Genomic DNA, 25,369 nt, shown 5'->3' on the forward strand with positions numbered 1-25,369 from the left:
ATGGAAATACGCGACGCCCTGACCTTCGACGATGTCCTGCTTGAGCCCGGCCCCTCCGAGGTGCTGCCCGCCGAGGTGGATGTCAGAACGAAGCTGACCCGCTCGATCGGGCTCAACATCCCCATCCTCTCCGCCGCCATGGACACGGTGACCGAGGCGCACATGGCCATCGCGATGGCCCAGGCCGGCGGCATTGGCGTGCTTCACCGCAACCTCACCGTGGAGGAGCAGGCCGAGCAGGTCCGCCAGGTCAAACGCTACGAAAGCGGCATGGTGGTGAACCCGCTGACCCTGACCCCCGGCGATACGCTGGGTCAGGCGCGGGCGATCATGGCCGAGCGCAAGATCTCCGGCTTCCCGGTGGTCGAGGACCGCGACGAGGCCGGTGTCGGGCGCCTGGTCGGTGTGCTGACCAACCGCGACATGCGCTTCGCCAAGGACCCGAACCAGAAGGTCGCGGAGCTGATGACCTCGGAGGACCTCGCCACGGTCAAGGAGGGTGCGGACCCCGAGACCATGCGCGAGCTGATCCATGACCGCCGCATCGAGCGCCTGATCGTGGTGGACGACCAGTACCGCTGCGTCGGCCTCATCACCGTCAAGGACATGGAGAACGCCGAGCGCCATCCCGGCGCGGTGAAGGACAGTGAGGGACGCCTGCGCGTTGCCGCCGCCTCCACGGTTGGACCGCAGGGCTATGAGCGCGCCGTCGCCCTGATCGAAGCAGGGGTGGACGTGCTGGTCATCGACACTGCGCACGGCCACTCGGCAAAAGTGTCCGAGCAGGTCGCGCGGGTGAAACGGGAGTTTCCGAACGCGCAGGTCATCGCCGGAAACGTAGCCACTTACGACGCCACCCGCTCGCTGATCGATGCGGGGGCGGACGGTGTCAAGGTGGGGATCGGGCCGGGTTCCATCTGTACCACGAGGATCGTGGCCGGTGTCGGCGTGCCTCAGCTTACGGCAGTGGACGACGCAGCCCGCGCCGCCGAGAAGGCTGGCGTGCCTGTGATCGCTGACGGCGGCATCAAGTACTCAGGCGACATGGCCAAGGCGCTCGCGGCAGGGGCCAGCTCCTGCATGGTCGGCAGCCTTCTTGCGGGCACCGAAGAAGCACCCGGCGAGACGTTCCTGTTCCAGGGCAGAAGCTACAAGAGCTATCGCGGCATGGGCTCGATCAGCGCTATGGCGAGGGGCTCGGCCGACCGCTACTTCCAGGCCGATGTGGGCGAGCCGATGAAGCTCGTCCCCGAAGGCATCGAAGGCCGTGTCCCCTATAAAGGCCCCATCGGCGCCATCGTCCACCAGCTCGTCGGCGGCATCCGTGCCTCGATGGGCTATGTCGGCGCGCCCAGCCTCGACGAGATGCGCAAGCGGGCGAAGTTCGTGCGCATCACGGGGGCGGGGCTAAGGGAGAGCCACGTCCACGACGTATCGATCACGAGGGAAGCGCCGAACTATCCCTCGCCGCGGTGATTCCCTCTCCCCGCCGGGGAGAGGGCTAGGGTGAGGGGGCGCCATGGCCAAACGCGAGAACATCGGTCTCAGTAGAGAGCTACGGCAGACGGAGAACCGCGCCGAAGAAGAGGCATGGCAGACCCTGCGCCTTCTTCGCAAAGAGGGCTGGCCCGTCCGTAGGCAACATCAGATCGGTCCGTATATTGTCGATTTTGCGATCACTAAGGCGCGCCTGGTAATCGAAGTGGATGGCGGGATTCATCGCGAACAAGAAGTCGCCGCACGCGATGTGGAGCGAGAGGGTGTTCTTCGAGCTGATGGGTGGAACGTGCTGCGAGTTTCCGCCCAGTTCGCTCGGCATGGGGATCATCTGATCGAAATGGTGCGTGCAGAGATCAAGCGCTGCTGCCCCCTCACCCTTCACCCCTCTCCCCAGGGGGAGAGGGGAACATAGTGCTCCTAGCCTTCAACAAGCCCATGAACGTGCTCAGCCAGTTCACCTCGGAAGGGGGCTGGCCAGGGCTTGCGGAGTATATCGACGTGCCCGGCGTCTATGCGGCGGGCAGGCTGGACCGTGATTCGGAGGGGCTTATGCTGCTTACCGATGACGGCAGGCTGCAGGCGCGGATCGCCTCGCCTAGAGCCAAGACGGCCAAGACCTATCTCGTCCAGGTGGAGGGTGAACCCTCAGGCGACACGCTTGATGCGCTGCGACGCGGCGTGACGCTCAAGGACGGACCCACCGCCCCGGCGGAAGTCGAGCTGATCGAGCCGCCCGCTCTCTGGCCTCGCAACCCGCCGGTCAGGGTGCGCAAGACCGTGCCTGACAGCTGGCTGCGCCTCACCATCACCGAGGGGCGCAACCGCCAGGTCCGGCGCATGACGGCCCATATCGGCCACCCCACGCTGCGCCTGGTCCGCTGGCAGATCGGCGGCATCGGTCTTGCAGGCCTCGCGCTGGGGGCGTGGCGGGAAGTGTCGCCGAACGAGCTCTGAGGTGCACGCCCTTGTGACGGTAGGTGCGGTTCCCGTTCGCGCGGCTGCTCCATATCGTTTATCGTAAGGATGTCGGTAACCAAGGAGGCCCTGACATGCGCGCATTATCGAACTTCGTGCTCTTCACCGGGGCCGCCGGGCTGATGCTGCTGGTGAGCCTGAACTTCTACGCCCTTCTGGCCGGAACGCCGAACGCCGTGTCGTTCTTCAGCTCCGAATGGATGAGCGCCTGGGGTACAGCCTACTTGGGCTTCGGCGCTTCGGTGATCTGCGGCATCGTCGGGCGGTTGTCGGCGGAAGCCACGCGCCAGCACTAGGCGTCTCGCCGAGCCGGAGAGCGAACCTCTGAGCCTCATCCCTGTTGCCCTGCGGGATGAGCAGCGAGGCGACCCAGCATGACCCAGCGTATCTTCGTGACCGGCGGCAGCTCCGGCATCGGCGAGGGCATTGTCCGCCGCCTGGGCCGCGAGGGCGCCTCGGTCGGCATCGGCTACCATAGCGGCGAGGACGAGGCGAAGCGCATCGCGGCGGCTGTCGAAGAGGATGGCGGCAAGGGCCTGCCCATCGGCGGCAATGTCGGCGATGCGGACGACGTGGCCGCTGCCTTCGCGGCGATGAATAAAGCGTTCGGCGGCGTCGATGGGGTCGTCATCAACGCGGGCGTTCAGGCGGATGCCGATGCCGAGGACATGAGCGCCGATCAGTGGCGCAAGGTCATGTCGGTGGACCTCGACGGCTCCTTCTTTTGCGCCCGCGAGGCGATCCGCGCCTTCCAGAAGAAGAAGCGCCTTGAGGGCGGTATTGTGGGCCGCATCGTCTTCGTCACCTCCGTCCACGCCTTCATCCCGTGGGCGGGCCATGTGAACTACGCCGCGGCCAAGGGCGGGGCGGAGATGCTGATGAAGTCCCTCGCCCAGGAGGTCGCCAGCGACGGTATCAAGGTCAACGCCGTGGCTCCCGGCGCGATCAAGACACCCATCAACGAGGATGTTTGGTCGGACGAGGAGAAGCTCGAGAAGCTGCTCCAGATCATCCCCAACGGAAGGCTCGGCGAGACCGAGGACGTGGCCGCCGCCGTCTCCTGGCTCTTGTCGAAGGAGAGCGACTACGTCACAGGGGTCAGCCTGATCGTGGATGGGGGGATGTCCCTCTATCCGGGCTTTATCGGAAACGGCTGACCCTTGAGAGACCCTGGCAGGATCGCGGCGGCGATCGACGTGCTCGACCGCTATGCGCTGCGCCCGCAGCCCCTATCCCTGCTGATCCAGGACTGGGGCAGGCGTGCCCGCTATGCGGGTTCGAAGGACCGTGCCTTCGTGCGGGGGCTGTGCCTCGACGTGCTGCGCCGATGGCGATCTTCGGGAGCGGCGGAGGACCGGCGGCGGGGAATGCTGGTGACCCTGCGCGACCATTGGGGCTGGCCGATGGAGCGCATCGAGGAGGCTTTTTCCGGTGAGCACGGTCCCGGCGCTCTTACGGATGAGGAGCGGACTGCAGGACCGACGGGACTTCTGGACCTACCATCCTTCCTCGAAGGGCTGGACGGCGCTGCGGAGGTCTCCGAAGCCCTGGCTTCGCGCGCGCCGGTGGACCTACGGGTCAACCTTCTCAAGGGCGACCGAGATAAGGCGCTCAAGGCCACTGTCACGTTGGGTGCCGAGCCTGCTCCGCTGTCTCCCACCGGCCTGCGTATCCCGCCCGCGGGCGCTGCGGAGAAGGGACCGGGGGTCACGGTGATCCCGGCCTACGGCAAGGGCCTGGTCGAGGTGCAGGATGAGGGCAGCCAGCTTACCGTCCTCGCGGTGGGCGATCTGCGCGGCAAGCAGGTCCTCGACTACTGCGCCGGGGGAGGGGGCAAGACTCTCGCTCTAGCCGCCGAGATGGGAAACACCGGCCAGCTCTTCGCCTATGACAGCGACCCCCAGCGCCTGGCGCCGATCCATGACCGCGTGCGCAGGGCCGGGGTGCGTAACGTGCAAGTTCTGCCGCCGCAGGAGCCTGAGAAGCTCGAAGCGCTCGAGAGGAGCATGGACCTCGTCTTCGTCGATGCGCCCTGTTCGGGCTCCGGCACCTGGAGAAGGCATCCGGACGCCAAATGGCGCCTCACCGAAGAGCATCTTCAGCGCCGCCAGGAGGAGCAGGACCAGGTGCTCCGCGAGGCTTACCGCTACGTGAAGCCGGGCGGGGTGATGGTCTTCGTCACCTGCTCGTTCCTAGCGAGCGAGAACGAGGAGCGGGTTGCGGCTTTCCTTCGCCAGAACAGCGAGTTCAGCCTCGAAGAGCCGCTGGCCGAAGCGGCCGGGGAGCTCCGCGGGAAGCTCGCGCCCTTCGTCACCGGCTCGGCGCTGCGGCTGACCCCCTGGACCTCCGAAACGGACGGTTTCACCCTCATGCGCCTGCGCCGGATCACGCAAAGGTAAGCGCTCGGGGCAAACAGGGGTTGGACAAGGGGCGCGAAGCGTCTATGTAGGTCTTACGGTCTTGGACGAGAGGTTCAGCCGTCACTCTTCCTCTTTCAGGCTTTGATGACTTCCCGAGCGGGATGCGAAGCTTGAGGACAGACTTTTGAGGGTCCGAAGGGGCGGTACAGACCGGCAGCGCCGCATGGTGCGGCGGTCTCATGGCTAAGGGAGCCTGATCCTGCGGGGCGCAAGAGCGCTCGCGGGCAAACAGCAACAGGACGAAGACCATACGCTGATGGCGCAATACTCGAAACGCGGGCGGAACTCGAACCGCCGCCGCCAGGGGGGTAACAACAACCCCAACCGTTCCATGGACAGCCAGGGCCCGGAGGTGAAGATCCGCGGCACGGCCACCCAGATCCACGACAAGTACCAGGCGCTCGCGCGCGATGCCTTCTCCTCGGGCGACCGCATCCGCGGCGAAAGCCTGATGCAGCACGCCGAGCACTACTACCGCCTGATGAAGAGCATGCAGCCGGACAAACCGGCGGAGCAGAAGCAGCAGGGCGACCAGCAGAACCAGCAGGACGGCTCGGGCCAGGAGGCCGCTTCGGAGGACAAGAAGTCCGAAGAGATCAAGGCCAATGGCGAGGACAAGGCGTCCTCCGAGAATGACGACCAGAACGCCTCCTCCAGCGACGACAGCGACGAGGGCCGCCCCCGCCGCAGGCGCCGCCGCCGCAAGGGTGATGAGGACCAGCAGGTCGAAGCATCTGGAAGCACGGAGGAGACTGGCGACCAGCCCAGCGTCTCCGGTGATGTCACTGCCGAAAGCGACGAGGCTCCAGAAGAAAAGCCCAAGCGGACACGCCGCAGCCGTAAGGCAGCGGCCGAAGAAAGTGAGCAGCCCAAACTCGAAGAAGCCGCTGCGCCCGCTGCTGAGTAGCGAGACTGCGCTTCCTCCCCTACCAGGGGGAGGTGCCCCGAAGGGGCGGAGGGGGACGATCAACGAAGGCCTTCGCTAGCTGCAACTCCCCTCCGGCCGCTACGCGCCCACCTCCCCTGAAGGGGAGGGCACAGTCGAAGGACTGTGCGGTTCTCTTGGAGCAAGCCTGCGATAGGCGCTAAGCCTCCGAGCGCCCTAACAGAAAGCGCTCCATGGCCGATCTTCAGAACACGCTCTTCGACCTCTCCGGCAAGTCCGCCATCGTTACCGGCGCGAGCCGCGGGATCGGCGAGGCCATCGCCCGGCGCTTGGCGCAGCACGGCGCCAAGGTCACGGTCTCTTCCCGAAAGCTCGATGCCTGCGAGGAGGTGGCCGCCTCGATCAACAAGGTGGAGGGGGAGGGCACGGCCAAGGCGGTGGCCTGCAACATCTCCCACGACCAAGCGCTGGGCGAGCTCGTCCGTCAGCATGAGGGAGCTTTCGGTCCCGCCGACATCCTCATCTGCAACGCGGCGGTGAACCCCTATTACGGGCCGTCGGGCGGCATCTCCGACGAGCAGATGGACAAGATCTTCGACTGCAACATCAAGGCGAACCACAAGCTGAGCCACCTCGTCCTGCCCAAGATGGAGGAGCGAGGCGGCGGGGCGATCGTCATCATCTCCTCGATCTCCGCCTTTGTCGGCAATCAGGGGATCGGCATGTACGGGGTCTCGAAGGCCGCGGATCTGCAGGTGGCGAGGAACCTGGCGGTCGAGTTCGGACCGAAGAACGTCCGTGTGAACTGCATCTGTCCGGGCGTGGTGAAAACCTACTTCGCCGAGGCTCTCTGGAAAGACCCGAAGATGGAGAAGATGGTCACGGAGAAGATCCCCGCCCGCCGCTTCGGCGAGCCGGACGATATTGCAGGCGCAGCGGTGTTCCTGGCGTCGGATGCCGCCGCCTGGATGAACGGGCAGCACATCACCATCGACGGCGGTACACTGATCGGCTTTGGCGGGATGTAGGCCGTAGGGCGGCTCGCGTAGCGTGCCGCCGCTTCAACGCCCCACGCCGGAAGGCGGCACGCTATGCGAGCCGCCCTACGTTGCAGTGATCCGGAAGCCAAACCCCATCCCACTACTGAAGCGAACCAACTCTTCGCCTTCCGTTTCGGGCAGTTCGGCAGCACCCTCCTTGGTCGCCAGCCAAACCTCGCAGCGTTCGCCGCTATCGAGCGTCCGCGCGAAACCCAGCAGCCCCTTCTGATCGTCCGCTTCCAAGACGTCCAAGCCGCCGTAGCGCAGCGCTGACGTCTTCCGCCGTAGACAGATGAGCTCTCGCCAGGTCGCTAGTGGCTCTTCCCGTTCGGCATGACAAGCGGTCACCTCGTCTCTCAGCGTCAGCCAAGCCTCGCCCTCGGTAAACCCAGCACCCGGTCCGTCGGACCACGGAACAGGATGGCGCACCGGGTCGCGACCGCCGCCCTTGGGCCAGAAGCGGATGCCTTGGGGGTCCTTCAGCTCGTCGAAGCCGTAGGGCGCGTTGGGCAGGCCTAACTCCTCGCCCTGGAAGAAGCTGATCTGACCGGGCAGGGTACAGACAAGGGCGGCGGCCATCTTGGACAGCGCGATGCGCTTCTCGTCACTCATCTCCTCACCGCCCCAACGGCTGACCATCCGTTTGGCGTCGTGGTTGGTCAGGGTCCAGACATGGCTCCCCTGACAGCTATTCCGGTCGATCTCGCCAAACACCCGAGCGATCTCCGACGGCTGAAGCGCGAGCTCCATGACATCGGGCGTATACGCACCATCGAGCATGCCCTCTTGCGTGTAGCGCGCCAGGTTCTCGTAAGCCTGGTAGCGCACGTCGAGCTCGGCATAGGTGTAGGTGCACCCGGCGCATCGCACCTGGTCCACGAGCTTCTCCAGGAAACCCTCGATGCGCTCGTCGTTGCAGTCGTAGAGATGCTTCTGGTGGGCGAAGGTCGAGTAGCTGCCCACCGGTGAGATATCATGATCTTCGGGATCGGCAGGCGGGTTGTCACGCATGTGCTCGTCGGCGTGGTACTGGGTCACGGCGTCGAAGCGCATGCCGTCCACGCCCTTGTCCAGCCATTTGCGCATGAAGGCGAGGCGCTGCTCGACCACCTCTTCGTTGGCGAGGTTGAGGGCAGGTTGCTCTTTCATGTACTGGTGGCGGTAGTACTGTTCGCGCCGCGGCTCCCAGGTCCACTGGCTGTCGGCGAAGCGGCTGATCCAGTTGTTGGGCGGCGAGCCGTCAGGCTTCGGGTCGCACCACTGGTACCAATCCGCCTTCGGATTGTCTCGGCTCTGACGGCTCTCTTCGAACCACTCATGGTCGATGGAGGTGTGGTTGAGGACGGCGTCGATGATGACCTTGAGGCCTAGATCGTGAGCCTTACCCACCAGCTTCTCGAAGTCATCCATGGTCCCGTAGTCGGGGTGGACGTCGCAGTGCGCCGTGATATCGTAGCCGAAGTCACGCATGGGGGAGGGGTAGAAGGGGGACAGCCAGACGGCGTCCACGCCCAGCTTCGCCACATAGTCCAGCTTACGGATGATCCCCGGCAGATCACCGATGCCGTCGCCATTCGTATCGAGGAAAGAGCGGGGATAGATCTGATAGATCACCGCGCCCCGCCACCAGGGGTGTTGTGTCATGTACTCTCCCACCTCTCCCGCCCGCGGGAGAGGTCGAAATCTTCCATTTCGGGTGAGGGGATCGGCGAAGCCGTGATGTTGGACCTACGACGAACGTCTGCGCTCAGAAGCCCTCACCCCCGGCCCCTCTCCCCCGGCCCCTCTCCCGCAAGCGGGAGAGGGGAGAGAACTAAATATCCAAGCTCGCCACGGCGCCGCCGTCCACGCGGTAGTTGGACCCCACCACAAAGCTAGCGCGCTCCGAGCAGAGGAAGGCGATGGCGGCGGCCACCTCTTCGGGTTTACCTCGGCGGCCTAGCTTGAGATAGGGGCGCTCCTCTTCGAGGAAGGTCTCGACCGCCTCTTCCATGCTGTCATAGCCCTTCTCCTCCATGCGCTTCTCCATCATGCCGTCGGTCATGTTGGTCTCGATGAAGGCAGGCGCCACGGAGTTCACCAGCACGCCTTTCTTGGCGTAGGGCATGGACAGGCCCTTGGCGAAGGAGAGAAGCGCGGCCTTGGCCGAGTTGTAGACCACCTCGTCCGGGTAGCTCTGCGCCACGTTCTCAGAGGTCACATAGACGACCCGGCCCCAGCCGCGTTCCGCCATGGCGGGCACGAGGTGCCTTGCCATGCGCACGCCGGAGAGAAAGTCGATCTGGAGCGCCTCCATGAAATCATCCTCCGTCACCTCCAGAGGATCGCCCTTGGCGCCGGTGATGCCGGCTGCGTGGACCAGAATGTCCGGGCTCGCATCGAGCTGGGCTGCGAAGGACTTCGCCCCTTCGGCCGAGGATAGGTCGGAGACGTAGCCTTTCGTGTCGCCGCCGATCTCGCGGACGGCCTCGTCGATATCGTCCTGGTCGATATCGGTGAGGATGCAGGTGACGCCTTCTTCGGCGAGTATCTTGGCCGTGTGACGACCGATCGTGCCGGCGCCGCCGGTGATGAGGGCGGTTCTGCCTTTGATGCCGAGATCCATGGGGAACTCCAATCCGTTCTACCAACCGCTAACGCGGGCGCAGGCGGCTCGGTTCACCCTGTGACGCTAAGTGCCCCCGCGACGAGGTAGAGCACCGTCGCCGCCCCCGCTGCCGCTAGGGCGTAGGGGAGCTGGGTGCGCACATGGTCCACGTGATCGCAGCCTGCGGCCAAGCTTGAGATCACTGTCGTATCGGAGATCGGCGAGGCGTGGTCGCCGAAGACGCCTCCGCCGAGGACCGCCGCCAGCATCAGGCTCGGCGGAATGCCCGACGCCAGCGCCAGCGGCATAGCGACGGGGATGAGGATGCCGTAGGTACCCCAGCTCGTCCCCACCGAGAAGCTGGTTGCCGCCGCCGCCAAGAAGATCAGCGCCGGAAAGGCGAAGGGGGCGGGGAAGGCGGTGGCGAGCTGGGCGATGAACTCTCCGGTGCCGAGGGCGCGGAGGCTGTCACCGAGTGCCAGAGCGAGAAGGATGACGGTGGTGGCGGGCAGAAGCTCGGCGATGCCGTCGAAGGTGATCTCGCCGAGCTTCCGGCCTTTGAACGTCGGTGACAGCGTCAGCATGATGAGCAGGACGGCCACGGCCAAGCTGACCGACAGCAGCACGGACTGGGCGCCGTCCCCCTCCAGTAGATTGCCGCCGCCCGACCACAGCATGAAGCCGACGGCGCCGAAGACCATGACGCTCGAGGGGATGATCATGTAGCGGGCGAGGGTCGGCTCGGCCTGACCGTCGGCGCTCACCGGCGCGGTGGTGCTCGCGGTCTTCAGCGGGCCGAAGAGCCTGCCGCTCCAGGCGGTGAAGAAGACCAGCACCAGGGTCAGGATGGCGTAGAAGTTGAGGCCGATGGAGCCCGCCACCACGCCGACTGCGCCATCCTCCACATACGGGCTGACGAGGCCGAGGGCGTAGGCGCCCCAACCGTTGAGGAGAATCAGCACACTGACCGGCGCGCAGGTGCTGTCGATGATATAGGCGAGCCGCTCGCGGCTCATGTTCAGCCGGTCGAAGAGGGGACGCCCCAGAATGCCGGAGGTCAGCAGGCTGACATTGGTCTCGATGAAGAGCAGCACGCCCGCCAGCGCCGTCGCCAGGCTCGCCCTTCGCGGCGTCGAGGCGGCACCCGAACGCACCAGCCTTTCTACCGTTGCCGCAATGCCGCCCGAGCTGCGCATCAGGCCGATGAGACCGCCCACCAGGAGGCAGAAGAGGAGGATCTGTGCGTCGCCCGGCGAGGTCACCACCTCGACGATCCGCTGCACCAGCGCCGGAAAGGTCAAGAGGGGGTTGCCCTGAAGGATCAGAAGCTCCGACGCCGCCAGCCCGGCGATCAGCGACAGGACGACGTTCCGGGTTGCGAACGCCAGCGCCAGCGCGAGGAGAGGAGGCAGGAGGGTCAGAAGTTCCATCGGGTGCCGGTCGTGCCCGCGCTCGCGGCGGCGTGCAAGTGGGGAGGGCTGGGCGCGTGTTCCATCGTCGCGCTCTGAAAGGGCACTTGTCTCTCTTGCAATCGGGAGCGGCCCCCTCCGCCCTTCGGGCACCTCCCCCACCCGTGGGGGAGGGAAGATACAACCGACGCCTGCTCTTTATCGCTCCCCCTCCCTGAGGGGGAGCTGCCGGTAGGCTGAGGGGGAGGAGCCAGCAGCGCTTGCGTTTCCATCTGTTTGCAAAGGCCCCGAAAAGGCATCCGCAGCGCCCTTCCCGAAGGAAGAGGTGAACAAGCTAGAACCGCGCTTATGGGCAGTTCCCGCCAACGAAGTCGCCTCGACTTTGGCGCNGAGCCAGCAGCGCTTGCGTTTCCATCTGTTTGCAAAGGCCCCGAAAAGGCATCCGCAGCGCCCTTCCCGAAGGAAGAGGTGAACAAGCTAGAACCGCGCTTATGGGCAGTTCCCGCCAACGAAGTCGCCTCGACTTTGGCGCTCAGCTCGGACTTCTCCGCCCCCAAATCGTGGGCAGGAACCGCTTATACCGAGACAACCGACCTACCGCTCCGCCTTCACCTCGTAGCCGTGCCGCTCGAGCGCTTCGATCAACGCCTCGCCGTGGCTGAAGGCGTAGCGGTTGAGACGCAGCTTTTTTCCGCTGCGTAGCACGATCACGGCCTCCTCGTCCCCGATATCCCCTCGCGTGTCGACCTCGACGAGCGAGATCTCGTCTTTGGGGATGATCCGTTCACGGCTGAGGGTGCAGTAGACGATCTCCTGATCACTGATGATCAGCGTCATGCTCGGGTCGAACAGCACCAGCCACAGAAAGATCGCCAGAGCCGGGGTCGTCGCGGTCCAGACATAGCTTCCCGGCGCCAGCGTCGCGAGCCAGACGGTGAAGCCCACCATGCCGAGGAGCAGCACGACGAAGAGGGGGCTGCGCCCCCTCCAGGCGTTGACCGTCCTGCCGTCCTCGACCCTCATCAGCGATCAGTTGGTGATCGCGTCGCCCCAGAAGTCGCCGCCTCCGCCGGAAGCTACGGTCTCCAGCTTGGTCGCCTCGATACCGTGGTCGGCGGGGTTGTAGCCCTCGTCCTGGGGCTTGGTGATGAGATCGCCGCCGGGGACCTGCCACACATCCATATCGGTGCCCTCGACCGCGATGTCGTGCCCGGCGAAGGGGTTGTAGACCGTGGTCGTGCCCATCATCGTGTCGCTCGCATCGGCCGACATCCTGTCCTGGGCGTTCATGCGGTCGTTGAAGCTGTCCCAGCTATTCGTCAGCACGGTGTTGCCGCCGGGAGCGCCGCCTGCCGACCCTCCTTGGACGTTGTAGAACCTGCCCGACTGGCGCTGGCGCTTATTAGCGGCGTAGCGGGCCTGGGCCTGCTGCCTGAACTGAGCCATCTCGTTCGCCTGGGCACGTTCGAGCTGCAGGTCCTTCTGAAGCTGGTGACGCTGATAGGCGGGGATCGGCTGGGAGCTCCTCCAGACCCGATCCAGCACGGACTTGTCGAGCTGCCCCTGCGGCGCGGTCAGGGACATCACCCCGCTGACGAACTGGGCCGTCACCGGGAACGGGGTCTGGGGAATGGGCACCGTGCCGAGGGCGGTGAGCATCACCTCCTCCACCGGGCCGTTCGGTCCGTTGTAGCTGAGGACAAGCTCGGCCGCCTCGAGCCTCGCTTGAGAGATCGCCTGCTGGGCCTGCTGGGTCATGTAGACGCGGTCGCGCTCCAGCTCCTGATAGGCGTGCCGAACGATGTCCGGCCTCGCCCGCTGCGAGACGACCCGAGCGCCGGGCCGGGTGCGCTGCGCCACCTGCTGTAGGTACTGGGCCGCATTGGTGAGGGGTTTGTCCGGGCAGTTCTGCATCTGCGTGGGAACCTGCATACCCTGTTGCATGAACATGCCGCGCAGGCGGTCCACACCGTTGACCCAGCCCTCGAGCCCGCCGGAGCGGATGAGCTGGCCGTTGGGACCGGAGAGGCGCAGCCGCTCCATCGGCATCATGCCGGTGCAGGGCTGCTGCGACCAGGCGATCACCGCCTCGTCGATCCTGAAGCCCTCGGGCCGCTCGAAATGGTACGCGGGCACAGGCTGGCCGAAACCGTTGATGTCCATCATGGCCAGGCGGCCCTGGGGGATGTCCGCCATGGTGGGCAGGGGGCCGGGGTTCTGCTGCTGGCCGAAGCCGTTCTGCTGACCGCGATAGCCCTGCGGCGGGTAGTACTCCTGCGTGTCGTAAGGTTGCTCGTCGGGATAGGGGCTGGGCATGCCGTAGGGCACGTCCTCTTGGCCGCCATAGTCCTGGTCGGGATAGCCGCCCTGGCCGCCCCACTCCTCGTCCCCGTACTGCTGGGCGGCCGAGGCCGTCGCCGTGCCGAGGAGGAGGAGCGCTGCCGCGCTTACGAGGGTGAAGCTTCTACGCCGCTGGTCGTTCATCGGTCTCTCCCTGAAAAGGGGGCTTCTCCCCCCTAGAAAGAGAGGCGCGATGCGACCGGAAACTCCGTCAGGAGAAATGCAGCGGCTCAGCGCTCGGACGGGGAGGGCGGGGTGAAGACTTTAGCCCCCGCGACCTGCTCGGCATGGGCGGCGCTGCGCTCGCGAAGGGTTTCCGCGCGGACCGGCCCGCCGTCGCTCATGGCATCAGGGTGCATGCGGCGGACGAAACGGCTCGATGTGTAGTCGTAGACGGGCAGCGGCTCGGCAGGGACGCCGCGAAGGTAGCTGCCCGGCAGCCAGCTCACCCCGTCCCGGCCATCGAAGCGCCACTGCACCCCGATCCGGAACCGGTAGACATAGCCGGGTACGAAACCGAGAGTCAGGAACGCCTCCTCCATCTCACCGGGGGAGAGGGTGAGGTAGTCGGCCCCGGCATAGCCGCCTTCGCCGTCCATGAGCGGCGCTGCCTGCAGTCCCTCTTGCGGTAGGAGTACACCGTCGAACTCGCGCACCGCTCCTTCCGCGCCCCGGCCGCCGTCGAAGATCGCGGCGAGCTTGTCCGGAGCCAGACGCGAGACCTGCTGCACGTCGATGAGAAGGTAGGGCGCGAGCTGGACGAAGTTCCTGTCCGCAGGGGAGCGGAGGGTGAACCAGAGGTCGGGGGTCGAAGAGAAGTGCCGCTCCTCCGCCTCGATCCGCTCCATCCAGGAGGTCGCGTCGTCGGCCGACAGCTCCAGCCTGGCCAGGCTCTCCTCGGCGGCTTGGAAGGTGACGTTGTCGATCACGTCCCTGACCTCAATGATGAGAGGGTCAGCGAGCCCGGCATCGCGGCGGCCAGGGTCCTGGCGAGCCACCTCCTGCCGCACTTCCTCGATGGCGGCGTCCAGGGCCTCGATCTGCTTGGTACCCTCGGCGCTCTCCTGCCGATCGACGCCGTAAGTGTAGAAGGAGAAGACCAGGCCGAAGATACCGAGAAGCGCGAACAGACCCGTGGCGAAGGGGTGCCTGCCGCAGGCCTCCACCATCCGTCTCGTAGCGGCGGCTGCCTTCGCGGCAGGTTCGTAGGCTACCTTCCTAGGTGACGCCGCCTCATTGTCGGCCAAGGCTCGTTCCTCCGAAAAGCGGTCATCCTGCTGCGCAAACGCGGCGTTCGCAACGGGCGGTGTTCGGTCTGAGCACCATCCGGACGACGAGTACCGACTCACCTCTCCCTCCGGGAAAGGTCGAAGGCTATGTCAGTAGGCTTGGGGTGAGGGCGTTCGATGACCAAGCGTTGCTCTTCGATCGCCCCCACCCAGCAAAGAAAAAAGCCGCTCGGTTTCCCGAGCGGCTTCGTTCTTGCCGGCCTACGCCGATCGCGAGCGATGCTTACTCTTCGGTCTTGGCTTCCTTGGCTTCGGCCTTGGCGCGTTTTTCGAGGTTCTTCATGATCTCCTCGATACCGGCGTCGAGATCCTTCTTGCGCACGGCAGCGACTTCGCGACCGAAGCGCTCGCGGGCCTGCTCGAAGAGCTGGCGTTCGGAGTAGGACTGCTCGGGCTGGTCGGCGGGGCGGAAGAGGTCGCGCACCACCTCGCAGACGGCCTGCAGGTCGCCGGAGTTGATCTTCGCCTCGTACTCCTGGGCACGGCGGGACCACATGGTCCGCTTGATGCGCGGCTTGCCCTGGATGAGGGTCATCATCTCGTCGATGCGCTTGGCGGTGGCAAGGTTGCGCATGCCGGCGGCAGCGGCCTTCGCGACGGGGACGCGAAGCTTCATCTTCTCGTGCTCGAACTCGATCACGAACAGCTCGATCTCCATCCCGGCGATCTCCTGCTTCTCGATCTCGGTGATGTAGCCGACGCCGTGGGCGGGGTAGATGATGTTGGTGTCAACCTTGAACTTCTGGTTCTTGTCGCGGTTGGCCTCGGCCCGCTTGGCCACTTTCAGGGCCGGACGGAGGGGAGCCGGTGCGATCTTCGGCTTCTCGCCTTCGGCCTCGGCCTTCTTGGCCTTGGACTGGGCGGGAGCGACCTTGATCGCTTTCAGAGCGTTCGCTGTGTTCGATGTTGCCACGTTTGCCTTCTCAATTATCAGTCGCGGGGGTGCAGAGCAGGGGGTCAGCGGGCTGCTACGGCCTGGCGGGCAGGGCGTAGAGACTGCCGAAAACCTGTTGGTGTTCCGCGCGAGGGGCGGTTGACTGGAGCGGCAAAGTCGTGATCCTCTCTTCCTACGCGAACCTGCCGAGACCTGTTCACCCTAAGGTTCGGGAGAGTTTCCAACACGACCCCAGCGTGCCTTTCGGCAACGAGGGTCGCCTCTGCCGCGCGCCCAGTCATCATCCGGTGTGCATAGCACAAAGTTCCAAGGGTTACCAGCTTCTTGTCTGTAACCTTTGCCTCACGCGCCGAAGGCGCTCCGGCGGGGCGTGCCATGCGGCCCGGACACCCGGTCGGGTGCCTTCCCGTTCCGGCGTCGCTCTCAGAAAAAACAAAGCCCCGTTCGGAGACTACCTACTGGTGCAGAACACCGCCTAGACGTCGCCCTCGCCGGGGTTGGGGCTGAAATGGGTCTCTAGCTTGTTCTCCACATCGGCCATCTTGTCGGCTTCGGGGAGCTTCTCCTTGGCGACGGTGATGTTGGGCCAGCTCTCGGCGTATTTGGTGTTGATCTCGAGCCATTTGCCGTCGGGGTCCTCGGTGTCGGGCTTGATGGCGTCGACGGGGCATTCGGGCTCGCAGACGCCGCAGTCGATGCACTCCTCGGGCTTGATGACGAGGAAGTTCTCGCCCTCGTAGAAGCAGTCGACGGGGCAGACCTCGACGCAGTCGGTATACTTACAGGCGATGCAGGCGTCGGTGACGACATAGGTCACGGGCGGGGCTCCTTCGGGGACTTCGAACTAGCGGGTATGGTGCGGGTGGCCTTCGCTGGCAAGCACCCGGCTTGCCAAAGGGGACTTCAGTGGCAAATGGGTCGCAGCGCGGCCCGGCGTCAAACCCTTTATGCGAGTGACCATGTCAGAAGAACTGAGCGACGAGAAGAAGCGCCTCCTCTACCGCGCCAAATATCGCGGCTTCAAGGAGGCGGACATCGTGGTCGGCAAGTTCGCCGAGAAGCACTTGGCCGGTCTCAGCGAGGAGGAGACGGAGGAGTTCCGCCTTCTTCTCGAAGTCCCGGATCAGGAGCTCTACGGCTGGATCATCGGCAGGGCCGAAGCACCGGACAACTACAAGGGCCCGGTGCTGGAGAAGATGCAGGCCTTCGACGTCGCCGCCGAGATGCCCCGCTAGGCAGCCGACTGCCTTCGCCAAGGTGGTACAGGCTTCAAGCAGCGCGCGATTTGGGTTTCATTCGCCTCCTGATCAGCGGCGAGGTGATCGCCGTCGCGTTCATGAAGAAGCCCGCAAAAGCACCGAGCGGCGTGGTGAGCGCGAGGATGCACGAGAGGAGTGCCCAAGCCGCACCCATACCGACGATCCAGATCGTCACCCTGGTGAGCTGCCGTTCGCGGTCGGTGAGGCCAAGCATCTCCGCCTTTCGCAGCGCATGGGCGTAGAGCGCCGCGATCAGTAGTCCCGCCAGCGCGTAACCGGCGGTGAAGTACCCCATGATGATGCTAGCGCGCCTGTAGTTGACCCGCAGATCGGTCACGTAGTCCTCGTACCCGAACTGGTAGAGAATGAACCCGTAGAGTGAATCGAAGATGAAGCGCAGCGGGTAGGCGATCACCAGCACCAGTAGAAGAAGCGCGGCGTTCAGGAACACCACGCCCCGGTCAGCCAGCGCATAGCGGCGGAAGAAGAGGAAGTGGGCGTTCCAGATCTGCATCATCATGATGAAGGCGAAGGTGACGGGGACGAGGCTCAGGAGGAACCGGTTCAGCCCTTCAAAGGTGCGAGGTGCATCGCCGCTCATGATCAGCATGCCGAACGCGATGGCGAAGACGATGTCGGAAAGGTTCTCGATGCGCGTGACGTCGGTGCCTCGCCACTCGAAATCAGGGTCGTGATCGACCGATCGACTCAGCTCTTGCCTCAGCACCGCAAGCCCCCGGTCTGCCCGCTACATGACGAAGGCTAAACAGGAGCATCTCCGAAGGAAAGACGGCCTCGCTTCCGACAGCTCCTTGAAAACAGGAGGCCGCTGCAGAAGGCGAGGATCACCTTTGCGGGAGGAGTGCCTTCATCGGTTGAGGCCGCGTCCGGGCGGTTCCTAGAACGTTCCAAAACGAGGAGGAACGTTCGTGATCAAGACCTGGAAGGCAGCCCTCGGCGCTGCCGCACTGACCCTTTTGTCCGCCCCTTCGGCGCTGGCAGCGCCTTTCGTCGTGTTCGGCGACAGCCTGTCCGACGCGGGCTCGGCGCAACTTGCCTCTGCGCTGGCCGGTTTACCGGACCCAACACCCCCTGCGCTCGGCTATTTCATGGGGCGTTTCTCCAACGGCCCCGTGGCGGCCGACTATGTGAACCAGACGCTGAACGGCTCGCTCACGACGAGCTTCCTCGATGGCGGGGATAACTTCGCTTTCGGCGGAGCCGCGATCATCACGGATGTGAACCAGGTTCCCGGCGGCCTACCCACCACCATTCCGGATTTCGAGGATCAGGTCAGCGCCTATCTCGCCCGCGGCGCCATCGAGGCCGGCACGGACTTCTATGTCGGCCTAGGCGGCAACGACTTCCTCGCGCTCAGCGCAGGGTTGGTCACCGGACCGGACCTGATCGCGCAGGCTATCCCGATCATGGAGACGCAGCTCTCGCGCCTCGCCGCGGCCGGGGCCGAGCGGGTCGCCGTCTCCAACGTCTTCGGCGGCGGAGAGACCGGCGCGGCCTACAACGCAGCGCTGAGCGAGCTTCTGGTGAACCTCACCATGAGCACGGGAACGGACTTCGTGCTGGTGGACAGGAACGAGCTCTTCACGGAAATACTGTCCGACCCCCTGTCCTTCGGCTTCGACCCGAGCCTGTTCGGCACGTCCTGCATCGAAGTTCCCGGCGCCTCGCCGGTGTGCGACGGTTTCGTCCTGTTCGATCCGGTCCACACCACAACGGCCATCCAGCGCCTGGTGGCGTTCGAGATCGAGGCGGCGCTGATCGACTCGTCCGAGGTGCCGCTGCCGGGCGCAGCCCTTCTCTTCGCGTCCGGCGTGATCGGTGCCGGTCTGCGCCGGAAGGCCAGTCGCGGCTGATTGCATGATCCGGAGCTTTCGCTATGCCCCTGGCTAGCGTTTCTCCGGAGCTCCCATGAGCAGCCCTGCCTTCACCATCGTCATTCCATGCTTTAACGAGGCGGAGAACATCGCGGCGGTGGTGGAGGAGGCGCTAGCCGTGACAGAAGCGGCGGGCACAAGCGTCATCGTCGTCGATGACGGCTCCAGCGACGCCACCAGCGAGGCGGCGCGGAAGGTCGCGAGCGACCGGCTGACCGTCATCACCCATCCGAGCCGCTCAGGCAAGTCGGCGGCGATCAGGACCGGAGCCCTTGCCTGCCGTACCCTCTGGTTCGGCACCATGGACGGCGACGGTCAGGACGATCCGGCGGACCTTCTGAGGATGAGCGGGGAAGTGGACCTGAGCACGGTCGGCACGGTCGGCCTCGTCGGCGGGTGGCGCAAGAACCGGACCGATGGCGACAGCCGCCGGATCGCCTCGCGCCTCGCCAACGGTCTGCGCAAGAAGATGCTGCACGACGACTGCCCCGACACCGCTTGCGGTCTGAAGCTGATGCCTAGGGCGCTGTTCCTTGCCATGCCCTTCTATGACAGCCTGCACCGCTACTTTCCGGCGTGGACGAAGCATTTCGGCTATGAGGGGCGCTGGGTGCCGGTGACCAACCGTCCGAGGGCGGCGGGCACGTCGAAATACTCCAATATCGGCCGGGCGGCGGCTGGCTTTTTCGACCTCCTCGGGGTGAAGTGGCTGATGAAGCGGACGCACATTCCGTCCCAGGAGCTCCTCTTCCCGCCGCAATCCCTATCCGCTCCCATCGGCTATGGCAGCGACGTGCAAGAAACCGCGAGGCAGGCATGACCCCGCTCGGCACAGGCTTCCGCCCGGCAGGCAAGCTGGGCATCGCACAGGGGCTGTTCGTCCTATGGATCTGCGCCCTCGCGCTCTTCCCCGGCCAGTGGACCATGCCGGTCACCGACCGCGACGAGGCCCGCTACAGCCAGGCCGCGACCCAGATGATGGAGACCGGCGACTATGTCGACATCCGTTTCCAAGAGGACCCCCGCTATGTGAAGCCAGCGGGCATCTACTGGATGCAGGTGGCATCAACCCAACCCTTCGGCGGGCCGGACGCGCCCATCGGTGCCTACCGCATACCGAGCTTTCTCGGCGTCCTCCTCACCAGCCTCGTCACGGCGATGATCGGGGCCAGGGCCTTTGGCGGCGCGGCGGGCGCACTCGCCGGGGTTCTCTTGTCCCTGACCCTCCTCGCGGGCGCGGATGCACGCATGGCCAAGACCGACAGCATGCTGATGCTCACGGGCACGCTGTCGAGCCTTGCGCTCTTTCAGATCCTCGTGCAGCCCAAGGGATCGCCCGCGCGCCAGTTCAGGGGTTGGCCGCTGGTCTTCTGGTTGGCGAACGGTTTGGCGGTGCTGATCAAGGGGCCGATCATCAGCATCATGACGGTGCTGACGATCCTGTTCTATGTGGCGTTCACCAGGGACTGGCGCGCGCTGCGGCGGCTCCGCCCGCTGCCCGGCCTCCTGGTATTCGCCCTGGTCGGGTTCTCCTGGATCGCCCTCATCACCTTCCAGACCGAGGGCGAGTTCCTGCGCGAATCGGTCGGCCACGCCTTCCTGGGTAAAGTGGCCGAGGGGGATGACGACCACGGCGGCTGGCCCTTCTACCACACCTCCATGCTGGCGGTGATGTTCTGGCCGGGGACGGCGCTTCTGGGGCTCGGCGTCGCCGCTGCCTGGGTCAGGCGCCGCGAGCCCGCCATGGTGTTCCTTTTGAGCTGGCTGGTGCCGTTCTTCGTCGTCTACGAGATCGTCGGCACCAAGCTTCCCCACTATGTCCTGCCGGTCTATCCAGCGCTGGCGCTTCTCTGCGGGCTGGGGGTCAAGGAGGCGCCGAGGCTTCTTTCGGGGTTCGGCGGGAAGCTGGTGCACGGACTGTTCCTGCTCATCTTCATCCTCGGCTGCGCCGCCCTCGCCGGGGGGCTCTGGTACGGTGTTCAGGACCTCGAGGGTGAGATGACCGTCTGGATCTGGGCAACCATCGGCACGCTCATCGCCGCAGCGCTTGCCAGCATCCTCTTTCTCCGCAAGCCGAGCTTTTCAGGGGCGACCTACGCCGCGCTGCCCATCGTGGCCTTCTACGCCGTCTTCGGCGGGGTCGCGCTGCCGCGCTTCGAACCCATGTGGCCCTCGCACGGCATCTGGCAGATCGCCCAGCGGATCGAGGGATGCGAGCGGATCAACGCCGCCACCGCCGGCTACCGCGAGCCCTCCAATGTCTTCTATCTCGGCACCAAGACGGAGCTGACGGACGGGGAGGGGGCAGCGGCCTTCCTCCGCCGCAACCGCCGCTGCGGGCTCGCCGTGGTGGAGGCCCGCGAGATGGAGACGTTCACCGCAGCCTATGGCAGACCGGTCCGGTCCCTCGGCACGGTCCGGGGCACCAACGTCTCCAAGGGCCGCGCGATGGAGCTGCAGCTCCTCGTCGCCGAGGACAGCCCGCTGAGGCTGGGCGACACGAGGCAAGGCAGGCTCTGAGGGCTGCTGCTTGGCCGCGTTGCGGGCCGTGGAGGGGGCGGGCTAAACCCTTGGCCATGCGGAGGAACGAGCATGCGAGCACTTCTCACCTTGATCGCCGGTCTGGCCGGAGCGCTCACCATGGCTGACGCCCAGGAACTCGGGCCGGGAGGCCGCCCCGTCGGGGAGGCCTGGTCGCGCAGCCCCGTCTACGCCCAGAACGGCATGGCGGCGACGGCTCAGCCCCTGGCGAGCCAAGTCGCGCTGGACGTGCTCAAGGATGGCGGCTCTGCCGTGGACGCCGCCATCGCCGCCAACGCAGCGCTGGGCCTCATGGAGCCGACGGGCAACGGGATCGGCGGCGACCTCTTCGCCATCGTTTGGGACCCTGAGACCGAGAAGCTCTACGGCTATAACGGCTCGGGCCGGTCGCCCATGGGGCTCTCCTACGATCAGCTTAAGGAGCGTCTGAGCGAGGCCGATGGCCTTCCGCCCTTCGGCTCGCTGCCGGTCAGCGTACCCGGCGCCGTGGACGGATGGTTCGCCCTCCATGAGCGCTTCGGCAGGCGTTCCATGGCGAAGAACCTCGCCCCGGCCATCCAGTATGCCGAGGACGGCTTCCCCGTCAGCCCGGTCATCGCGCGCTATTTCGAGATGAACCTCGCCCGCTTCGAGCAGGACGGTCTCAAAGAGCAGATCGAAGAGTTCGACAACGCCCGCGCCACTTATTTTGAGAACGGCGCACCGAAGGCAGGCGAGCTGTTCAAAAACCCTGATTTGGCGAAAACCTACCGCACCCTGGCCAAGAAGGGCCGCAAGGCGTTCTACGAGGGTGAGCTGGCGCGGACCATGGACGCTTACATGAAGCGCATCGGCGGGGCGCTTCGCTACGAGGATTTGGCCGCCCACAAAGGCGAGTGGGTCGAGCCTGCCTGCGTCTCCTACAAAGGCGCCGAGCTCTGCGAGCTGCCGCCCAACGGTCAGGGCTTCGCCGCGCTGCAGATGCTCAACATCCTGAAGAACGCGAACCTCGCCTCCATGGACCGGGCGGGTCCTGAGCTCTTCCACCTGATGGTGGAGGCCAAGCGCTTGGCCTTCGAGGACCTCGCCCGCTACTACGCCGACCCGGAGACGTCCGAGTTTCCCAGAGAGCTTCTATCGGACGAGTACGGAGCGGAGCGCTTCGCCCTCATCGACCAAGAGCGGGCGCTGGAGAACCCCGGCCCCGGCGGCCCCTTCGAGAGCGACGGCGACACGACCTACCTCACCGTGGCGGACAGCTCCGGCATGATGGTCTCGCTGATCCAGTCCAACTATCGCGGCATGGGGTCCGGTTTGGTGCCGGACGGGCTGGGCTTCATGTTCCAGGACCGAGGCCAGCTCTTCAGCCTCGACCCCGAACACCCCAACGTCTACGCCCCTGGCAAGCGGCCCTTCCACACCATCATCCCAGCCTTCGCCATGAAGGACGGCAAGCCCTGGATCAGCTTCGGCCTCATGGGTGGGGCGATGCAGCCCCAGGGCCATGTCCAGGTGCTCGTCAACATACTCGACTTCGGCATGAACCTCCAGGAGGCGGGCGATGCTGCCCGCTTCAATCACAATGGCGGCGCGAGGCCCGTCGGCATGCTGAACGAGAAGCGCCCCTACGGCGTCCTCAGCGTCGAGCCCGGCGTGCCGAGCGAGACGGTGGAGGCGCTGAGGGCGCTAGGCCACAACGTCGAGGTGTCGGACAACGGCATCCTCTTCGGCGGCTACCAGGCCATCATGCGGCAGGACAACGGGGTGTATGTGGGCGCGACGGAGATGAGGAAAGACGGCACGGTGGCGGGGTATTGAGAGATGTTGGCATGGGCAACGGCGCGGCATTTGGCGACCAGTGCGCAAGTTACTCTGTTGGTCGCGTTCCTACTTCAACTTACTTCGATCCTCATTGGATTCGACGAGTTCTTATCTAACCGCGCTGATCTAGGCGGGGGTGAATGGATAGTGCGCTACGTAGAGCTAGCGCTTCCCGAACTTGCATACGCTGCTATCTATCCAGCGTACGCTGTTATGATTGAAATCGGAGTTCGCATACTCACGCAGTTACGCAACTAGGCGGCTTCTCGTGTAAGAACCAAACTTGCAATCGTATCGTCGAGCTTGAACCCCGCCGCACTGGCCTTCTCCGCAACCGCGCCGGGCAGCTTCCCCGCCTTCAGATCCGCCGCCGCCAGCAGCGTCGCGCTACGCTCGCCGTCGGCGCACGCCACCAGCACTTTCCTCGCCGGGGTCGCCACCGTCAGGAACGTGTCGACATGGCCCGATGTCAGCTCGGCCAGGGTGAAGGGGATGTCGGCGAACATGATGCCTGCTTGGCTTAGGAGGTGACGCAGCTCGTGGGATGTCAGTCCGCCGCGCACTTCGTGGTCGGGTCCCGCATTGACGACCAGCGTGATGCCCATCTCCTTCAGCGTCGGAATGTCCGCTGGCGTCAGACTGCCCGCGATCCGGTACTTGCCGTCATAGGGGAAGGGACCAAGCATCGTCGTCACTCCTTTGTCTTCATCTTCGAGTTCTAGCGAAGAAAAGTTGCCGGGCGGGCTACGCGGCGAAGGGGTTTCTCGTCGCCCGCGCAAGGGAAGGTTAGCCAAACCTCTCCTGCCTCGCGGGAAACTTGCTGCGCTGCACAAAAGAGGCTAGGGGCGCCGCTTCCGGATCACAGACCGTGGGCAGACCATGACCTCGAACACCACCGCGACCCTGTTCGCGGACGGCTTCTCCGCCGTTCGCAGCTATGCCCAAGCGGCGGCGCAGGACTACTCCAAGCTGACGCCCGGCATCCTCAAGACCGAGGTGCTGGCAGGGCTCACCGTGGCGTTGGCCTTGGTGCCCGAGGCCGTGGCCTTCGCCTTCGTCGCAGGGGTGCACCCGCTGGTGGGGCTCTACGCGGCGTTCATCGTCGGGCTGGTGACGGCAGTGTTCGGCGGTCGGCCGGGCATGATTTCCGGAGCGACGGGCGCGCTGGCCGTGGTCATGGTCGAGCTCGTCAGCTCCCACGGGGTTCAGTACCTCTTCGCGACCGTCGTCCTGATGGGCATTCTGCAGCTGATCGCGGGGGCGCTCAGGTGGGGCAAGTTCATTCGCATGGTGCCCTATCCGGTGATGCTGGGCTTCGTGAACGGCCTCGCCATCGTCATCGGCCTGGCCCAGCTCGAGCAGTTCCGCCTGCCCACCGAGGATGGCGGTCACGAGTGGATGGCGGGCACGCAGCTCATCGTCTCGCTGGCCCTTGTCGGCCTGACCATGGCGATCATCTGGGGCCTGCCGAAGGTCACCAAGGCGATCCCCGCGCCGCTTGCCGGTATCGGCATCGTCGCGGCCATCGTCATCCTTTTCGGCATTGACGTGCCGAGGGTGGGGGACCTCGCCTCAATCGAGGGAAGCCTGCCGCCCTTCGCCATTCCGCAAGTGCCGTTCAACCTGGAAACGCTGCAGATCATTCTGCCCTATGCGGTGATCCTCGCGGCCATCGGCCTGATCGAGAGCCTCCTCACCCTCAACCTCGTCGGCGAGATCAAGGGCGAGCGTGGCGGCGCCTCTCAGGAATGCGCGGCGCAGGGCGCGGCCAATGTCATCACCGGCTTCTTCGGCGGCATGGGCGGCTGCGCCATGATTGGCCAGTCCATGATCAACGTGAAGTCGGGGGGCCTGCGCCGCATCTCGGGCATCGCGGCGGCCTTGTTCCTCCTCAGTTTCATCCTCTTTGCCAGCGCCCCCATTGAGCAGATCCCGCTGGCGGCGCTGGTGGGCGTTATGTTCATGGTGGTGCTCGGCACCTTCGCCTGGAAGTCGCTGCAGATTCTCGTCCGTGTGCCGAAATCCGATGCGCTGGTCATCGTCATCGTCACCGTGGTGACGGTGATGGAGGACCTCGCCGTCGCGGTGCTCGTGGGCGTCATCGTCTCGGCCATCGTCTTCGCCTGGAAGCAGGCGACCAAGATGCATGTGACCTCCCGGTTGGAAGGCGACACCAAGATCTACCGCGTCGAAGGCCCGCTCTTCTTCGGCAGCACCGAGAGCTTCGCCCGCCTCTTCGAGCCCGAAAGCGACCCCGAGCACGTGGTCATCGACTTCGCCGAGGCGAGGGTCGCGGACCATTCAGGCCTCGCCGCCATCGACGCCCTGGCCCAGAAATACGCCCGTCAGGGTAAGGACCTTCGGCTGAGGCACCTCTCCCCCGACTGCCAGCGGCTTCTGACGACGGCAGGCCAGCTCATCGAGCCCGCCGAGGACGACCCCCGCTACGGCATCGCCGCCGATTACGGGGTGAGGGTCGGGCGGACCGATACGGGTCACTGAGCCCGTAGGGCGGATTGCGAAGCCATCCGCC

General features: G+C 65.4%; 24 protein-coding genes. 14 read left to right on the forward strand and 10 right to left on the reverse strand.

Annotated elements, in window-relative coordinates:
• The 8 genes from guaB to NOG11_RS12550 all read left to right on the forward strand — a co-directional run bounded on the left by guaB (position 1) and on the right by NOG11_RS12550 (position 6,809).
• Positions 1 to 1,476 carry an IMP dehydrogenase gene (gene guaB / locus NOG11_RS12515; RefSeq protein WP_256620101.1) on the forward strand — a complete coding sequence of 492 codons (1,476 nt, stop codon included), beginning with the start codon at positions 1 to 3 and terminating at the stop codon, positions 1,474 to 1,476.
• Positions 1,477 to 1,519: 43 nt separating this feature from the next.
• Complete coding sequence (locus tag NOG11_RS12520; RefSeq protein ID WP_256620102.1) at positions 1,520 to 1,912, forward strand: endonuclease domain-containing protein; 393 nt, start codon at positions 1,520 to 1,522, stop codon at positions 1,910 to 1,912.
• Entirely contained in the window at positions 1,909 to 2,454 is a 546-nt protein-coding gene (locus NOG11_RS12525; protein WP_370468290.1) for a pseudouridine synthase, read from the forward strand. Before NOG11_RS12520 ends, NOG11_RS12525 begins: the two co-directional genes overlap by 4 nt.
• A 95-nt stretch (positions 2,455 to 2,549) precedes the next feature.
• Positions 2,550 to 2,771: a hypothetical protein gene (locus NOG11_RS12530; RefSeq protein WP_256620104.1), complete on the forward strand. Its 222-nt coding sequence runs from the start codon at positions 2,550 to 2,552 to the stop codon at positions 2,769 to 2,771.
• 78 nt (positions 2,772 to 2,849) lie between these two features.
• A complete protein-coding gene (locus NOG11_RS12535; protein ID WP_256620105.1) occupies positions 2,850 to 3,632 on the forward strand; it encodes an SDR family oxidoreductase in 783 nt (260 codons plus the stop codon).
• Positions 3,633 to 3,635: 3 nt separating this feature from the next.
• On the forward strand, positions 3,636 to 4,874 hold the full coding sequence (locus tag NOG11_RS12540; RefSeq protein ID WP_256620106.1) for an RsmB/NOP family class I SAM-dependent RNA methyltransferase: 1,239 nt from the start codon (positions 3,636 to 3,638) through the stop codon (positions 4,872 to 4,874).
• 277 nt (positions 4,875 to 5,151) lie between these two features.
• Complete coding sequence (locus NOG11_RS12545; protein WP_256620107.1) at positions 5,152 to 5,802, forward strand: DUF4167 domain-containing protein; 651 nt, start codon at positions 5,152 to 5,154, stop codon at positions 5,800 to 5,802.
• Positions 5,803 to 6,014: 212 nt separating this feature from the next.
• Positions 6,015 to 6,809: an SDR family oxidoreductase gene (locus NOG11_RS12550; protein WP_256620108.1), complete on the forward strand. Its 795-nt coding sequence runs from the start codon at positions 6,015 to 6,017 to the stop codon at positions 6,807 to 6,809.
• A 75-nt stretch (positions 6,810 to 6,884) separates the two neighbouring features.
• On the opposite strand, the gene NOG11_RS12555 is transcribed toward NOG11_RS12550, so the two are convergent.
• From NOG11_RS12555 to fdxA, 8 genes are all read right to left on the reverse strand, one after another.
• Complete coding sequence (locus NOG11_RS12555) at positions 6,885 to 8,465, reverse strand: alpha-amylase family glycosyl hydrolase (RefSeq protein ID WP_256620109.1); 1,581 nt, start codon at positions 8,463 to 8,465, stop codon at positions 6,885 to 6,887.
• A 169-nt stretch (positions 8,466 to 8,634) separates the two neighbouring features.
• Positions 8,635 to 9,426 carry an SDR family NAD(P)-dependent oxidoreductase gene (locus NOG11_RS12560; RefSeq protein WP_256620110.1) on the reverse strand — a complete coding sequence of 264 codons (792 nt, stop codon included), beginning with the start codon at positions 9,424 to 9,426 and terminating at the stop codon, positions 8,635 to 8,637.
• 53 nt (positions 9,427 to 9,479) lie between these two features.
• A complete protein-coding gene (locus tag NOG11_RS12565; protein WP_256620111.1) occupies positions 9,480 to 10,838 on the reverse strand; it encodes a Na+/H+ antiporter NhaC family protein in 1,359 nt (452 codons plus the stop codon).
• Positions 10,839 to 11,411: 573 nt separating this feature from the next.
• Positions 11,412 to 11,840: a hypothetical protein gene (locus tag NOG11_RS12570; protein WP_256620112.1), complete on the reverse strand. Its 429-nt coding sequence runs from the start codon at positions 11,838 to 11,840 to the stop codon at positions 11,412 to 11,414.
• Positions 11,841 to 11,846: 6 nt separating this feature from the next.
• Positions 11,847 to 13,301, reverse strand: coding sequence for a hypothetical protein (locus NOG11_RS12575; RefSeq protein WP_256620113.1), 1,455 nt, complete (start codon positions 13,299 to 13,301; stop codon positions 11,847 to 11,849).
• Between the two features lie 86 nt (positions 13,302 to 13,387).
• Positions 13,388 to 14,404 (reverse strand): hypothetical protein, encoded by a 1,017-nt coding sequence (locus tag NOG11_RS12580; protein ID WP_256620115.1) that lies wholly within the window; start codon positions 14,402 to 14,404, stop codon positions 13,388 to 13,390.
• A 265-nt stretch (positions 14,405 to 14,669) separates the two neighbouring features.
• Positions 14,670 to 15,359, reverse strand: coding sequence for a CarD family transcriptional regulator (locus NOG11_RS12585; RefSeq protein WP_256620117.1), 690 nt, complete (start codon positions 15,357 to 15,359; stop codon positions 14,670 to 14,672).
• A gap of 457 nt (positions 15,360 to 15,816) precedes the next feature.
• Positions 15,817 to 16,158: a ferredoxin FdxA gene (fdxA, locus tag NOG11_RS12590; protein WP_256620118.1), complete on the reverse strand. Its 342-nt coding sequence runs from the start codon at positions 16,156 to 16,158 to the stop codon at positions 15,817 to 15,819.
• A gap of 142 nt (positions 16,159 to 16,300) precedes the next feature.
• On the opposite strand from fdxA, the gene NOG11_RS12595 reads away from it, so the two are divergent.
• Positions 16,301 to 16,576, forward strand: a complete 276-nt coding sequence (locus tag NOG11_RS12595; RefSeq protein WP_256620120.1) for an FAD assembly factor SdhE — start codon at positions 16,301 to 16,303, stop codon at positions 16,574 to 16,576.
• Positions 16,577 to 16,610: 34 nt separating this feature from the next.
• Here the strand turns inward: NOG11_RS12595 and NOG11_RS12600 are convergent, their stop codons facing one another.
• Positions 16,611 to 17,327 (reverse strand): TMEM175 family protein, encoded by a 717-nt coding sequence (locus NOG11_RS12600; RefSeq protein WP_256620121.1) that lies wholly within the window; start codon positions 17,325 to 17,327, stop codon positions 16,611 to 16,613.
• A 202-nt stretch (positions 17,328 to 17,529) separates the two neighbouring features.
• Between NOG11_RS12600 and NOG11_RS12605 the strand changes: the two genes are divergently transcribed.
• The 4 genes from NOG11_RS12605 to NOG11_RS12620 all read left to right on the forward strand — a co-directional run bounded on the left by NOG11_RS12605 (position 17,530) and on the right by NOG11_RS12620 (position 22,833).
• Positions 17,530 to 18,474 carry an SGNH/GDSL hydrolase family protein gene (locus tag NOG11_RS12605; protein WP_256620122.1) on the forward strand — a complete coding sequence of 315 codons (945 nt, stop codon included), beginning with the start codon at positions 17,530 to 17,532 and terminating at the stop codon, positions 18,472 to 18,474.
• Positions 18,475 to 18,529: 55 nt separating this feature from the next.
• Complete coding sequence (locus NOG11_RS12610; protein WP_256620123.1) at positions 18,530 to 19,315, forward strand: glycosyltransferase family 2 protein; 786 nt, start codon at positions 18,530 to 18,532, stop codon at positions 19,313 to 19,315.
• Positions 19,312 to 21,015, forward strand: coding sequence for an ArnT family glycosyltransferase (locus NOG11_RS12615; RefSeq protein WP_256620124.1), 1,704 nt, complete (start codon positions 19,312 to 19,314; stop codon positions 21,013 to 21,015). Before NOG11_RS12610 ends, NOG11_RS12615 begins: the two co-directional genes overlap by 4 nt.
• 72 nt (positions 21,016 to 21,087) lie before the next feature.
• Positions 21,088 to 22,833, forward strand: a complete 1,746-nt coding sequence (locus NOG11_RS12620) for a gamma-glutamyltransferase family protein (RefSeq protein WP_256620125.1) — start codon at positions 21,088 to 21,090, stop codon at positions 22,831 to 22,833.
• 257 nt (positions 22,834 to 23,090) lie between these two features.
• Here the strand turns inward: NOG11_RS12620 and NOG11_RS12625 are convergent, their stop codons facing one another.
• Positions 23,091 to 23,522, reverse strand: coding sequence for a beta-lactamase hydrolase domain-containing protein (locus NOG11_RS12625; protein WP_256620126.1), 432 nt, complete (start codon positions 23,520 to 23,522; stop codon positions 23,091 to 23,093).
• Positions 23,523 to 23,715: 193 nt separating this feature from the next.
• Here NOG11_RS12625 and NOG11_RS12630 point away from each other — a divergent pair, with 193 nt between their 5' ends.
• Positions 23,716 to 25,338 (forward strand): SulP family inorganic anion transporter, encoded by a 1,623-nt coding sequence (locus tag NOG11_RS12630; protein WP_256620127.1) that lies wholly within the window; start codon positions 23,716 to 23,718, stop codon positions 25,336 to 25,338.
• The last annotated feature ends 31 nt before the right edge of the window (positions 25,339 to 25,369 follow it).

Source organism: Parvularcula maris (genome assembly GCF_024505085.1).
Classification (GTDB): Bacteria; Pseudomonadota; Alphaproteobacteria; order Caulobacterales; family Parvularculaceae; genus Parvularcula; species Parvularcula maris.

Bases quoted from the DNA above. Each gene is read 5' to 3' on its own strand.
- guaB (WP_256620101.1), top strand. From the start codon at position 1: ATGGAAATACGCGACGCCCTGACCTTCGACGATGTCCTGCTTGAGCCC.
- NOG11_RS12520 (WP_256620102.1), top strand. From the start codon at position 1,520: ATGGCCAAACGCGAGAACATCGGTCTCAGTAGAGAGCTACGGCAGACG.
- NOG11_RS12530 (WP_256620104.1), top strand. From the start codon at position 2,550: ATGCGCGCATTATCGAACTTCGTGCTCTTCACCGGGGCCGCCGGGCTG.
- NOG11_RS12535 (WP_256620105.1), top strand. From the start codon at position 2,850: ATGACCCAGCGTATCTTCGTGACCGGCGGCAGCTCCGGCATCGGCGAG.
- NOG11_RS12545 (WP_256620107.1), top strand. From the start codon at position 5,152: ATGGCGCAATACTCGAAACGCGGGCGGAACTCGAACCGCCGCCGCCAG.
- NOG11_RS12550 (WP_256620108.1), top strand. From the start codon at position 6,015: ATGGCCGATCTTCAGAACACGCTCTTCGACCTCTCCGGCAAGTCCGCC.
- NOG11_RS12555 (WP_256620109.1), bottom strand. From the start codon at position 8,465: ATGACACAACACCCCTGGTGGCGGGGCGCGGTGATCTATCAGATCTAT.
- NOG11_RS12560 (WP_256620110.1), bottom strand. From the start codon at position 9,426: ATGGATCTCGGCATCAAAGGCAGAACCGCCCTCATCACCGGCGGCGCC.
- NOG11_RS12565 (WP_256620111.1), bottom strand. From the start codon at position 10,838: ATGGAACTTCTGACCCTCCTGCCTCCTCTCCTCGCGCTGGCGCTGGCG.
- NOG11_RS12570 (WP_256620112.1), bottom strand. From the start codon at position 11,840: ATGAGGGTCGAGGACGGCAGGACGGTCAACGCCTGGAGGGGGCGCAGC.
- NOG11_RS12575 (WP_256620113.1), bottom strand. From the start codon at position 13,301: ATGAACGACCAGCGGCGTAGAAGCTTCACCCTCGTAAGCGCGGCAGCG.
- NOG11_RS12595 (WP_256620120.1), top strand. From the start codon at position 16,301: ATGTCAGAAGAACTGAGCGACGAGAAGAAGCGCCTCCTCTACCGCGCC.
- NOG11_RS12610 (WP_256620123.1), top strand. From the start codon at position 18,530: ATGAGCAGCCCTGCCTTCACCATCGTCATTCCATGCTTTAACGAGGCG.
- NOG11_RS12615 (WP_256620124.1), top strand. From the start codon at position 19,312: ATGACCCCGCTCGGCACAGGCTTCCGCCCGGCAGGCAAGCTGGGCATC.
- NOG11_RS12620 (WP_256620125.1), top strand. From the start codon at position 21,088: ATGCGAGCACTTCTCACCTTGATCGCCGGTCTGGCCGGAGCGCTCACC.
- NOG11_RS12625 (WP_256620126.1), bottom strand. From the start codon at position 23,522: ATGCTTGGTCCCTTCCCCTATGACGGCAAGTACCGGATCGCGGGCAGT.
- NOG11_RS12630 (WP_256620127.1), top strand. From the start codon at position 23,716: ATGACCTCGAACACCACCGCGACCCTGTTCGCGGACGGCTTCTCCGCC.